At 60.9% G+C, this 12,573-nt stretch carries 11 protein-coding genes; 3 read left to right on the top strand and 8 right to left on the bottom strand.

Features of this window, described 5'->3' with window-relative positions:
* Positions 1-9 precede the first annotated feature (9 nt).
* The 3 genes from IP68_RS10860 to IP68_RS10850 are packed head-to-tail and all read left to right on the top strand — an operon-like array spanning position 10 to position 1,105.
* The gene (locus tag IP68_RS10860; protein ID WP_054135015.1) at positions 10-414 is read left to right on the top strand and encodes a helix-turn-helix domain-containing protein; all 405 of its coding nucleotides are present in this window, start codon (positions 10-12) and stop codon (positions 412-414) included.
* Positions 414-764 carry a DUF3147 family protein gene (locus tag IP68_RS10855; RefSeq protein ID WP_054135014.1) on the top strand — a complete coding sequence of 117 codons (351 nt, stop codon included), beginning with the start codon at positions 414-416 and terminating at the stop codon, positions 762-764. Before IP68_RS10860 ends, IP68_RS10855 begins: the two co-directional genes overlap by 1 nt.
* On the top strand, positions 761-1,105 hold the full coding sequence (locus IP68_RS10850) for a YnfA family protein (RefSeq protein WP_197275780.1): 345 nt from the start codon (positions 761-763) through the stop codon (positions 1,103-1,105). The genes IP68_RS10855 and IP68_RS10850 overlap by 4 nt, the downstream gene beginning before the upstream one ends.
* 218 nt (positions 1,106-1,323) lie before the next feature.
* On the opposite strand, the gene IP68_RS20215 is transcribed toward IP68_RS10850, so the two are convergent.
* From IP68_RS20215 to IP68_RS19755, 8 genes are all read right to left on the bottom strand, one after another.
* On the bottom strand, positions 1,324-1,473 hold the full coding sequence (locus IP68_RS20215) for a hypothetical protein (RefSeq protein WP_156076275.1): 150 nt from the start codon (positions 1,471-1,473) through the stop codon (positions 1,324-1,326).
* A 968-nt stretch (positions 1,474-2,441) separates the two neighbouring features.
* Positions 2,442-4,958, bottom strand: a complete 2,517-nt coding sequence (locus IP68_RS10840; protein ID WP_054135012.1) for a heavy metal translocating P-type ATPase — start codon at positions 4,956-4,958, stop codon at positions 2,442-2,444.
* Complete coding sequence (locus IP68_RS10835; RefSeq protein ID WP_054135011.1) at positions 4,958-5,599, bottom strand: cation diffusion facilitator family transporter; 642 nt, start codon at positions 5,597-5,599, stop codon at positions 4,958-4,960. The genes IP68_RS10840 and IP68_RS10835 overlap by 1 nt, the downstream gene beginning before the upstream one ends.
* Positions 5,596-5,973, bottom strand: coding sequence for a hypothetical protein (locus IP68_RS10830; protein ID WP_054135010.1), 378 nt, complete (start codon positions 5,971-5,973; stop codon positions 5,596-5,598). Before IP68_RS10830 ends, IP68_RS10835 begins: the two co-directional genes overlap by 4 nt.
* 58 nt (positions 5,974-6,031) lie before the next feature.
* On the bottom strand, positions 6,032-9,259 hold the full coding sequence (locus IP68_RS10825) for an efflux RND transporter permease subunit (protein ID WP_054135009.1): 3,228 nt from the start codon (positions 9,257-9,259) through the stop codon (positions 6,032-6,034).
* 4 nt (positions 9,260-9,263) lie between these two features.
* Positions 9,264-10,439 (bottom strand): efflux RND transporter periplasmic adaptor subunit, encoded by a 1,176-nt coding sequence (locus IP68_RS10820; protein ID WP_369814853.1) that lies wholly within the window; start codon positions 10,437-10,439, stop codon positions 9,264-9,266.
* A 15-nt stretch (positions 10,440-10,454) separates the two neighbouring features.
* A complete protein-coding gene (locus IP68_RS10815) occupies positions 10,455-11,768 on the bottom strand; it encodes a TolC family protein (RefSeq protein WP_054135016.1) in 1,314 nt (437 codons plus the stop codon).
* A 625-nt stretch (positions 11,769-12,393) separates the two neighbouring features.
* On the bottom strand, positions 12,394-12,573 hold a 180-nt coding region (locus tag IP68_RS19755), incomplete at its 5' end, for a MerR family DNA-binding transcriptional regulator (protein WP_369814852.1).

Below are 12,573 nucleotides of genomic sequence, written 5' to 3'. Positions count from 1 at the left end.
GGAGTGGCGATGAAAATTGGCGAGCTCGCGAGCGCCACGGCGACCAAGGTCGAGACGGTGCGCTATTATGAAAAGATCGGGCTGTTGTCACCGCCGGCGCGGACAAGCGCCAACTACCGTGCCTACGGCAATGATCATCTGGCGCGCCTGTCGTTCATCCGCCGCGCCCGCGATCTCGGTTTCACGCTCGAAGCGGTGCGCGAACTGCTCACACTGTCGGATGACAAGGCCCAGTCCTGCGATGCAGTTGACGTGATTGCACGCGTCCACCTCACCGAAATCGACCGCAAGATCGCCGATCTGTCCGCGCTGCGCGCCGAGCTTGATCGGACCATCGGTTCCTGCCGTCACGGGACCGTGGCCGATTGCAAGATTATCGAAACTCTGGCCCCGCGCGGTAAGGACACAGCTTGATGTATTATCTGCTCGTCAAAGCCGTCGCATCTGCCATCATCATCGTGATCGTTTCAGAAACCGCGCGGCGCAATCCCGGTACCGGGGCGCTGATCGCTTCGTTGCCTCTGATCTCAGTGCTCGGCATGATCTGGCTGTGGCGCGACACGCAAGACGTGGCGCGCCTGGCCGAGCATTCGGCCGCGACGTTCTGGTATGTGCTTCCAAGTCTACCGATGTTTCTCGTCATCCCTGCCCTGCTCAAGCGTGGTGTCGGATTCTGGCCCGCGCTGCTTGCAGGGTGCATTCTGACAATGGCGCTTTACGCGTCAATGGTCTGGGCCGGCCCGAAGTTTGGATTGAAGCTATGACGATGCCTAACCTGCCAACGGCGATCATTTATGCCCTTGCCGCGCTAGCCGAGATCGCGGGCTGCTTCACCTTTTGGGCATGGCTGCGCCTCGACAAGCCCGTGTGGTGGGTGTTTCCGGGCATGGTTTCCTTAGCCTTATTCGCGTGCCTACTTACGTTCGTTGATACGCCCGTCGCGGGGCGCGCCTACGCAGCCTATGGCGGTGTTTACATCGCTGCTTCGCTAATATGGCTCTGGACAGTGGAAGGTGCACGGCCCGACCGCTGGGATGTCATCGGAGCCTCAATTTGCCTCGCCGGGGCCGGGTTGATCCTCTTCGGGCCGGGACGATCACCGTGATGGGAGCCAATTTCCGGCAATCAGACGCGCGGCAGCCCCATTTAACTGGCGCCTAGTAATACCATGCGGCGAATCTTTTTATTACAATGCTTTCGATCCCACAATTAACAGGCCTTGACAGGACCTTCATCGCGCACGTGGACGAGCGGAAACCGGCCATGAAAAGGCGGGCGCCCGGTCAGTGACCGGACGCCCGCCCTCATGCTCTGGTCATTCCCTTACGGGCAGCAGCTCATGGCCGCATCACAGCAAGCGAGCACGAGGTCGCAGCAGGACATGGCCAAGGATGCAACCTGATCCGGCGCGGCGGCAAATGCTGCCGAGCTGGATCCAAGCAGCACGGCTGCAGCGATAATGTACTTTTTCATGATGGTATCTCCGTTGATGTTGAATTGAATGGATCAGCGGAGAAATCTTGGAGGCGGTGGTTCCGGCCCCCCGTCTGGCAAGGGCGGAAACTTGACGAGAAGCGGCTGATAGATGAGCGACGACAGGTCACGGGCCTCAGGAGACGCAACGCGGCTTGCCGGAAGGCTCTGGCACAAGGCGAGGCAATAGCTTTGGCACTGCTCGCGCTCGTCATCCATGCAATCGCCGCAGTCGCCGCCGTGGTCAGTCATCGTTGCCGCAGGCGCACAGCCATTCGCCGCGTAGGTTGCCTCAATCGGAACCAGTGCCACCAGAAAGGCCGCGAGATAGAAAATGAGGCGCCGTGTCACCTGGAAGAACATAGTGGTAAGTTCGCCCTGATCAACGACATTGTTACATTTCAACCGGAGGGCCTATTGAAATGCTTGCGGAAGGCATGATCGGCAGATCGTGAGCGACAGTATCTTCGTGATCCGCGATAGCCTGCGGCCGATGGTAGCAAGTCCGATCTCTGGATGCTTATGAAGAAGCTCGCTTCAAGGCACATCGCATGACAGCAAGCCTGCTTAAATTGAGGTTATTGCCCGACGTATCGGACAAACCACAGGCAGTCTGAAATCCGAACTCCCAGCAGTGTACGAAAGCAAAGGTCGAACGCTGGTCAAGCTGCAAAGCCACGGTCAGATTAGCGGTCGCAAGAGTGACGCGTCGATGATCGTCGCTTTGACACCTGTCAGGACAATGTTCGGCGACCGACGCTATGGCGTTGACTGGATTTGCGCCACACTTAATCGAGCGAAGTATGGCGGTTTGCATCCTGTCAAAAGCAAATAGCAAGGTGCCTATACCGTACAGTGCCGCGCCTTACCGCCAGCGTCGTAGGATCAAGAACCTATTCGGTAAGCCAAGAACTGGCGTCTGATCTATACCGCTTGCGACCGACGCGCACACATTTTCATATCCATCCTTATGCAGATAGCTTTGCTTTATCTCGGTAGGTGAGCAGGCGTAGCGCGTTGAATACTACCAGCAGCGTTGACCCTTCGTGCATCGCCACCGCTGGGCCAATCCCAAGCCCGAGGATCGTTGCGGGTACAAGGAATGCCACCACGCCGAGGCTAACAAAGACATTCTGCCGAATAATGCTGCGGGTGTGTCGGCTCAGGCCCACCGCGAACGGCAGATGCGCGAGGTCATCGGCCATGAGCGCTACGTCGGCCGTCTCCAGCGCCACGTCGGAGCCTGCAGCGCCCATCGCGATACCTACCGTCGCCGACGCCATTGCAGGGGCGTCATTGACGCCATCGCCAACCATGGCGACCATGTCCTCGCCAGCTAGTCTTTTGATCGCAGCAACCTTGTCCTCCGGCATCAGGTCTCCCCACGCCTCGTCGAGCCCGACATCCTTGGCGATGGCATCAGCCACTTTCTGATTATCGCCTGAGATCATAATCATCCGGGCGATGCCCATCTCGCGCAGCCGCGTGAGCGCCAACTTGGCCGCCGCGCGCGGAGTGTCCATCAGCCCGATCGCGCCAATGTCGTTTTCGCCCTTGCGGACCACCATAGTGGTCCGCCCGCTTTCACGCAGGGTGGCGACGGCGGCGGTCGCGGCCGCGTTCAGCGTGGGGATGCCCTCCACGCCGAACATCTCGGCCTTGCCGATCCATACCGTCTCGCCATCGACGGTTGCGGTGACACCGCGTCCCGTCAAACTCTCGAGATCGGTCGCTTCTGGCAACTCGCGCCCACCAAGGCGCTCGCGGCCGTCCTTCACGATCGCCTGTGCCAGTGGGTGATCGCTCAAGCCCTCGACCGCAACAGCGAGCGCCAAGAGATCCTCTTCGCTCGCCCCCTCGACGGGTACGACATCGGTGATGCGGGGCCGACCTTCCGTCAGCGTCCCGGTCTTGTCAAACGCGATCGCCTTGAGGGAACCAAGGTTTTCAAGCGGCGCGCCGCCCTTGATTAGCACTCCGCCGCGTGCCGCTCGCGCGACGCCGGACAGAACCGCGCTCGGGGTGGCGATCGCCAGAGCACACGGGCTGGCGGCGACCAGCACCGCCATCGCACGATAGAAGCTGTCGCGGAACGGTTCGTCGACCACCACCCACGCGAACAGCAGTAAAAACGAGAGCGCCAGCACAGCTGGCACGAAGACGCGCTCGAACTGATCGGTGAACCGCTGGGTAGGCGACTTCTGCGTCTCGGCTTCGCTCACCATCTTCACGACTTTGGCGAGCGCGCTTTCATTGGAGCGCCGCGTCACCTCGATCTCGATCGCGGCGGCGCCGTTGATCGTCCCGGCGAATACCCGCGATGTCGCCGCGACCGCATTGGGCTTTGTGCGCGCCGCTTCGACATCATCGACCGGTTCCTTGTCGACTGGAATGCTTTCGCCGGTGACGGGTGCCTGGTTGATCGCACTCGATCCCCTGATGACGAAGCCGTCAGCGGGCAGGCGTTCGTTCGGACGTACGACCACGATGTCGCCAACGACGAGTTCCTCGACCAGTATCTCTGTCGTTTGTCCTTCACGGCGCACCGTTGCCTTAGCGGGCGCAAGCTCGCCCAGCGCCTCGATCGCGCGCTTGGCGCGACCCATCGCATAATGCTCGAGCGCATGGCCGAGACTGAACAGGAAAAGCAGCAGTGCGCCTTCCGCCCAGGCACCGAGCGCCGCTGCGCCAGCGGCCGCGACGAGCATCAGCGTATCGATCTCGAATTTCTTGAGCTTCAGATTGTCGATTGCCTCGCGCAGCGTGAAGAAGCCGCCGAAAACATAGGCACCGACATAGAAGGCTGTTGGCAGCCAATCGGGCGCACCTGCAACCAACTTTTCAAGTCCGAAGCCGACCGCCAGCACTGTACCGCAGGCCAGCGCGAAGATCAGCTCGGTATTGGCCCCGAGGAAATTGGCGTGCGCATGATCGTGACCATCTCCCGGTCCGTGCTTTTCACCGCCTCCGGCATCGCCGCCCTGCCTGTGATCGTGTCCCGCGTGATCGCCGGCATAATTGGAGCCGGTCCGCTTGCCTGGCTTGACCTTGAGCTTGAGCTTGACCAGTGCCACGAGGATTGCCGCCTCGTCGATGCGCTCCTTGTCATATTCGACCCGGACGCTGCCCGAGGCGCTGGCGTCGGCCTGCAGCACGCCGGGCAACTGGCACAGGGTCTCGCCGACGGTGCGGGCGCGGCGTTCGTGCCCGATCCCTTCGATCTGCCATGTCGCATGGCCGTATCGCCCGCTGATATCGGCGCCCGCCGCTCGCACGATCTCTCGCACACGCGACAGCGGCAGCGCCCCCCCATCGAAATGGATGCAGAGCTTCGCCGGACTGTTACCATCGGCAGGCAGGACGTGCGCGCGCTCGACGCCGGGTTTGGCGCTGAGGATCGAGATGAGACGCCCGACACAGGCATCGGCCGCGTCAGGAACCTCCGGCAGCAGGACGGGAATATCGAGTTCGAGCTTATCGGTCATCACGCCGTCTCCGCATTGGTATTTGTTTCTGCCCGCGCATCGCGCAGAATTTCGATCCCGCCCTTGAGCGCGATAAGAGCGGTAGCCAGGCCCACCAGCAGATCGGGCCAATTCGTCCCCAGCCAAAGCACCAGCGCGCCAGCGATCAGGATTCCGCCGTTGGAGATGAAATCGTTGAAGCTGAAAGTGGCCGCAGCGCGCAGATTAACATCAGGCTGTTTGAGCCGTTGCAGCAATCGCAAACAGATATAGTTCACAACCCCGGCGATCGCTGACATCATCATCATTGTCGGCCCGATCGGATCGCTGCCCTGGACATAGCGACGGCCGACGTCGAGCAGGATGCCTCCCGCGAAGAGCAGCAGCATAACACCCGAGACGCTCGCCGCGCGCGTCTTCCATTGGCGCCCGCGATTTAGCGCAACGAGGCTCAGCCCATATACTGCAGTGTCGGCCAGGTTATCGACACCGTTTGCGATCAGGGCGCTCGAATCGCCAGCAAGTCCGGTCCCAAAGAAACCAAACGCGATCATCGCGTTGAGCAGCAACACGATCCATAGGGTGCGGCGCTCGTCAGGGACCTGCCCGTTGGATGAATTTGCCGTGCCATCAACATCCCTATTTACCGGACCGGTAGTCACAGGCGCGTCGCCTTTCTGCAGAGGATCGGACGCTTGCTTGCTTCCTCGATCCTTATGGAGTTGCTGAAAAAGGTCGCGCTTATGGTGTCGCCGACATATTGGAGCCCCTGCGCAGGTGCATTCAGTACGATCGGTGCCGCGCTGTCATCGCGGCGCAGCTCGATCGTCAGTCCGTCGTTCTTGAAATCGACGAGAAGCGTACGATTGTCGTTGCACCGATATGGATGGTGACCTGGTGTCCAGCTCGCATCGCCGCTGTTTCTCGCGTGGATTTCCTGTTCGGTGGGCGACCCATTGTCTTGCCGCGGTGAGCAGGCGGACAAGATCAGTGCCGCGCCAACGGTGAGGCTCACAACATTTTCCGTTACTGGCATCTTACGCCGCCTTTTTTGACGTGATGGGGAAGGACGGATGCCACCCTCCCCCTATCGATCATGCGTGTTGAGGCGCGGGTTCGGTCCCTTCCGCCTCATCATCTTTTTCGACCTTCATGGCTTGTTGCCCGAACCGGGCGTAAAGGGTCGGCAGTACGAACAACGTCAGCAGTGTCGCCGAGATCAGACCACCGATGACGACGGTTGCGAGCGGCTTCTGCACCTCCGCGCCAGCACCGCTCGCGAATGCCATCGGCACAAATCCTAGGCTTGCGACGAGCGCCGTCATCACGACCGGGCGCAATCGCTGGATAGCGCCGGTGCGGGCTGCCTCTGCCCGGTCCATCCCCGACCGGATCAGATCCTGGACCGAACTGACCATCACCAGTCCGTTGAGGACCGCGATGCCCGATAGTGCGATGAACCCCACTGCGGCCGAGATCGAGAAGTCCATGCCCCGCGCGAACAGCAGCAGCACACCGCCGACCAGCGCAAATGGCACGCCTGTGAACACGATCGCGGCATCGCGCGCCGAACCCAGCGCTCCATAGAGCAACAGGAGGATCAAGATAAAGCAGGCCGGAATAACGAGCTGCAGCCGCTCGCTGGCCGACTTCAAATTCTCGAACTGGCCTCCCCATTCGAGATAGCTGCCCGCCGGCAGGCGCACGCCCTGCCTGACGGCAGCCTGTGCATCCGTCACCACGCTGCCGACGTCACGGCCACGGACATTGGCCTGGACGACGACGCGGCGCTTGCCATTCTCGCGGCTAATCTGGTTCGGCCCGTCAACGACGCCAATGCTGGCGACGCTGGACAGCGGGACATAGCCACCTCCCGACACTGGCACCTGCACCTGTTCCAGAAGCCCGAGATCGGCACGCTCAGCATCGGACAGCCGGATGACGACCGGAAATCGCCTGTCACCTTCGAAGATCACGCCGGATTCCCGCCCGCCAAGCGTGGCAGTGATGGTATCCTGCACGTCCTGCGCGGTGACGCCGACTCGTGCCATCGCGTCGCGATTGACGCGAATGTCCAGCATCGGGAGACCCGTCGTTTGTTCGACCTTTACGTCCACCGCCCCTTCCGTCTTGCGCAGGACTCCGGCGATCTGTTCGGCAGTGCGGTTCATGGAAGCGAAGTCGTCGCCGAACACCTTGACCGCGATATCCCCGCGCACGCCGGCGATCAGTTCGTTAAAACGCATTTGGATCGGCTGCGTGATCTCATAAGCGTTACCAGGAATCTGTCCGAGCTTGCTCTCAAGTCGCTCGACCAGATCAGCCTTCGCCAACTTGGGATCAGGCCACTCGTCGCGGGGTTTCAAGATCACGAACATGTCCGTCGCGTTGGGCGGCATCGGGTCTGATGCCAGTTCTGCAGTGCCGGTTTTGGAGAAGACAAACCGCACTTCCGGTTGCTTCGCCACCATTTGCTCGATTGGTACCTGCATCGCCTGGCTTTGCTGGACTGAGGTCGCGGGGATCCGCAGCGACTGAATGAGCAAATCTCCCTCATCGAGTTGCGGCAGGAACACCGATCCCAACGTTGTAAAGGCTAATGCTGCGACAACGAGGCTGCCGATACCCGCCCCAATGGTGAGCGAGGGTTGCTTCATCGCCTTTTCTAGGCCCGGCTCATAGCGAGCCTTGAGCCAGCTAATGATCCTTCCGTCGTTTTCCTCGACCCGCTTCGACAGCCAGATAGCGATCGCAGCGGGCACAAAGGTGAGTGACAGAACAAATGCGAATAGCAAGGCGATGATGACAGTGAGCGCCATCGGTACGAACGTCTTGCCCTCGACCCCGGTCAGGGTAAGCAGCGGAACATAAACGAGGATGATGATCGCTTGCCCGTAGACCGAGGGCCGGATCATCTCACGCGCGGCGGTCGCGACGACCTCGAGGCGCTCCTTGATCGTCAACAGCCGACCTTGATGGTGCTGTTGTTCAGCGAGCCGCCTAAGCGCGTTTTCGACGATGATCACGGCACCATCGACGATCAGACCGAAGTCGAGCGCGCCGAGGCTCATGAGGTTAGCCGAGACCCCCAAGCGCAGCATCCCGAACCCGGTCAGCATCATCGTAACTGGGATCACTGCGGCTGCGATGAGCGCCGCCCGAAAATTGCCGAGCAGCAGAAACAGCACGACTATGACGAGCAGCGCGCCTTCCGACAGGTTTTTTGCGACCGTCTGGATAGTCGAATTGACCAGTGCTGTACGATCAAGAACCGGCTGCACCACAACGTCGGGTGGCAACGAGGCATTGATCTCCTTCAGCCGATCGGCGACTGCGGTGGCGACGTTGCGGCTGTTCTCACCGATCCGCATGATCGCAGTGCCGACAACGACCTCGGTTCCGTTCTCGGATGCCGATCCCATGCGAATCGCTTGACCATTGCGAACATTGGCGACCTGATCGAGCGTGATCGGCACACCTTCACGGGTCGCAACGACGGTGCGCGCCAGTTCGGCCGCATTGCGCACCAACGCGTCCGAACGAACCGCAAGGCCTTCGCCGTTGCGATTGACGAAGCCGCCGCCAACACTTGTGTTGTTGCGTTCGAGCGCTGTCCCAAGTTCGGTCAGCGTTATTTTGAGCGACGCTAACTTCTGCACGTCGGGAACGACGAGATATTGCTTAGAATAGCCACCAATCGAATCGATTCCGGCTACCCCGGGCACGTTCTTCAAAAGCGGCGTGACGATCCAGTCCTGGGCCGTGCGAAGATATGTCGCCTTGTCCTCCGCGCTGGTCAGCCGCTCTCCTTCGGGCGTAATATAGCTGCCATCCGGTTGCTGGCCTGGCTCGCCTGGCCGATGCTCGTCATCCTTTCGGTGTTCGAGCCGGACGGTCCACATATAGACTTCGCCAAGACCCGTAGCGATCGGCCCCATTTCGGGGTTTACGCCATTGGGAAGCGTTTCTGCGACGCCCTGTAACCGCTCACCGACTTGTTGGCGGGCGAAATAGATGTCCGTTGAATCATCGAACACTGCGGTGATTTGCGCGAAACCGTTTCGGCTAAGCGAGCGAGTGTTATCGAGCCCGGGAATACCAGCGAGGGCGGTTTCAATTGGAAAAGACACCTGCTTCTCCACCAGTTCGGGCGAGAGGGCGGGTGCGCGGACGTTGATTTGCACTTGGTTGTTGGTGATATCCGGCACCGCGTCGATCGGCAGCCGGTAAAGCGAATAGCCACCGATGACGGTGACAATGGCAGTGAGAAGCAGGACAAGCCAGCGTTTCTCTACCGCCCATGTGACAATGCGCGCAATCATTGCATCAATCCTCGTGCGCCGCTTCGCCCTTGCCGATTTCGGCTTTGAGCGTGAAGCTGCCGGTAGTGGCGATTTGCTCGCGGCCCGTGAGGCCGGAGCGAACGATAACGGTTGCACCGGCAGCGTCGCCGAGCGTGACCGGCGTTGCCTGGAATCCTGTCGCAGTTCGGACGAACACTACCGACTTGCCCTCGACCGTCTGGATCGCAGTGGTCGGCACGAGGATTGCCGTATTCGCAGCACCGCCGGTGCCGCTAAGTTGCACAGAGGCCGTCACCGGCTCGCCGACCCTCCACTGTCCGCCCCCATTGTCGAGGGTCGCGATAACCGGCACCTGCCGGGTTTGCGGATCGAGTGCCGGCGACACGAAGCTGATCCGCGCGCTCGACTGTCGGCCTGGCGCGCTCACCATAACCGTGTTGCCCGGCTTCACCCGGCCAGCGTCTTCCGGTTTGAGGTTCAGCGCCAATGACACGCGGCCAAGGTTTGCAATGCGGTAGAGTTCGGCATCGGCCGCGACCGTCTGTCCGAGCACGACCGGGCGGGCGATGATCTGGCCGCCGATTGGTGCGACGATGCCTAACCGGTTGAGACCGCCCCCCCCGCCACCAGCTGCCGATACCTGGCTTTGGGCCTGCCGATAGGCGATGCTCGCTTCGATAGATGCTGTGCGCGCTGCGATCAGATCCTGTTCAGGCGACACCCGCTGCTCGAATAGTCGCTGTTCACGCGCAAGATTTGAATTGGCGAGGGCGAGCCGGGCACGCGACGCCTCGACTTCACCCTTGAGCTGCGCCACCTCGCGACTTTCGATGACCGCGATCGTCTGCCCGCGCCGCACCGACTGGCCAAGATTGAGGGTCAGAGAAACGACCCTGCCACCGATTGCTGCCGAGACGACCTGCGTTCCTTGTGGATCGCCTTCGATTGTAGCCGGCAGTTCGATCGTGCCTGATCCACCAAGCGTCGGGCGACCAACCTGAATGCCTGCTGCTGCTATCTGATCGACGCTGAGCGTGACCTTGCCTTCATCAGCATGGCTCCCTGCGGCCGCCTTTTCGTCGCCGCCGTTTTTCGGCGCGGTCTCGTTTTCAGCTTCAATATCGGGCTCGCTCGCTCCCCCGCAGGCGGCGAGGCTGAGGGTGAGGGCGAGGGCCAGCGGTGCCACTGAGCGCGACATAAACATAGACATGGATCAATTCCCCTGTTGGTCTGGCACCGGAGCGGTAAGCCGCTCAAGACGGGCGCGGGCATTCTGATAGTTGGCGAGCGCATCGATCGCAGCAACGCGCGTTTCGGCCAGCGTGCGTTCGGCATCGAGAAGATCGAGCTGACCGAATTTGCCCTCGCGATATCCGATCCGCGCGATCCTTGCGGCTTCCTGGGCTGCCGCCAAGGCGGGACCGGCTGCTGCGCGTGCTGAGGTTGCCGCATTTGCTGCTTCCGCTTCCGCGTCGGTAATTGCCTGTTCGACATCAAGCGCGGTCACGCGTCGCACTGCCTCGGCTCGGGTCTGCTCCGCGGTTGCCTGGGCAATAGCAGCGCGACCATTGTTGAACACAGGGATCGGAATCGAGATCGAGAAGACTGCCGCTATGTCGTTAGTCGCCTCCAATCTCCGTAGCGCTGGTCCGACGTTGATGTCCGGCACACGGTTTGCCCGGGCCAGCTCGATGCCAGCGTCTGCAATTGCCAAGTCGGCATCCGCTGCCGCTAGCGCGAGTGTACCTTTCGCTGTGGACGGATCTACAGGTCCGAAGGTCGCGACAGGGAGGCGATCAAGCAGTTGTGAATCCAGCGCCCCATCGATCGGCCGACCCACCCGGCGCGCGAGATTTGTCCGCGCCGCTTCCGCGAGGCGGGTCAGTCGCTCGACATTAGCATCTGCGTTTATACGCGCCACATCTGCGCGCTGCTGTTCGAGTGGCGATGCCCGGCCAGCCTGGACCCGCACTCCCGCACCACGCAGCACCTCTGCCGCAATCCGAGCCTGATCTCGCGCCGTCATCAACCGACGTTCAGCCGCGAGCGCTTCGACGTAGAGCTGCGTGACCTGCACACGAATATCGGCTGCCGCGATCGCGGCCTGCAACTCGGCCCGTGACACCTGCGCAGTCGCGACTGCAATACGTGCAGTTCGCTTACCTCCCAGCTCGAGCGGGATCGCAACCCCGACGGTCGTCTCTGCGCTCCGCAGACCCGTATAAGGCCCGGAACCGGCAACATTTTCGATTTGGCCCTGGAAGGTCGGGTTTGGCCGCAATCCGGCAACAGCACGCCCGGCCTGCGCGGCTTCGATGCCTGCGGCGGCTGCTACGTTGGACGGCGCGGCCCCGCCCGCCGCCAGAACAGCATCGTCTAACGTGAATAACCGCAAGGGCTGTTCGGATGTTTGCGTCACAGTTGGCGGTTTCGCGTTCTGCTCACCCGTCTGTTGCGACTGAGCCTGCGCCTGCGCGAGCGATGCGCAGGACGCCGCGGCCAGCACGGCCGCGATCATCTTTTTCATTTTCTGGGAATCCTGACAAATTGCGACGAGCCAGCACATGCCGGCTGACGGAAAAGATCAGGCGGAAGGAGGCCTCAGTGCGGGATCGACTAGGCGCGACGCAGTTGCGCTGTCGGACCCATATGAAGGGCGCATGTCAGAAAGATACACTGCCGACAAACCGTCGCTCGCCGGGACGTTAAGGGAAGCGCCGTGGCAGGAGCTGTGGTGATGCGGAACTGCTTGGTCTGAATCACCCTGCGATTGGTCGGCATCACCTTCGGTGTGCACAGCACCACTACACTCCATCGTAAGTGTCCCTGGCAGTTCTTGCGCATGCACCGTCGCCGTCACCATCAAGGATGACGCGATCACTATGAGCAAAAGGGACCATACTTTGAGCAGCATTGGATGAGCGTTACCCGAGATGGTGCACATTGTCATGACAAAATTTACGCGGGATGAGCCAAGTTTGGTAAATGCATTGACCGGATATACCCGTGCCCCGTCCCCTCAATTTATGGCGGAGCGGACAAAATGCAGCATGCCATTTCGGGTTTGTCTCTTACCGGTCTTAAATAGACACACCCTATCGATTCACCAATCTCTCCAAATGATTAGCGAATAATCCCCCATCAGCGATCACTCAGCCATAGGCCGAAGCATTGATACAAATACTGCGGCCGCGTTTTTCATTGGGATAGGTCCGGTAATTGTTGCTTGTCCGTGCGGGTGGAGGCAGCAGCCCAGTCTTTTCATAAAAGCGCACGGTCTCGACCTTGGTCGCCGTGGCGCTCGCGAGCTCGCCAATTTTCATTGCCACTCC

It is taken from the genome of Blastomonas sp. AAP25, assembly GCF_001295965.1.
GTDB lineage: Bacteria > Pseudomonadota > Alphaproteobacteria > Sphingomonadales > Sphingomonadaceae > Blastomonas > Blastomonas fulva.
Note: the sequence above shows the minus strand (reverse complement) of the source record. Positions and strands in the feature narration are given on the sequence as shown.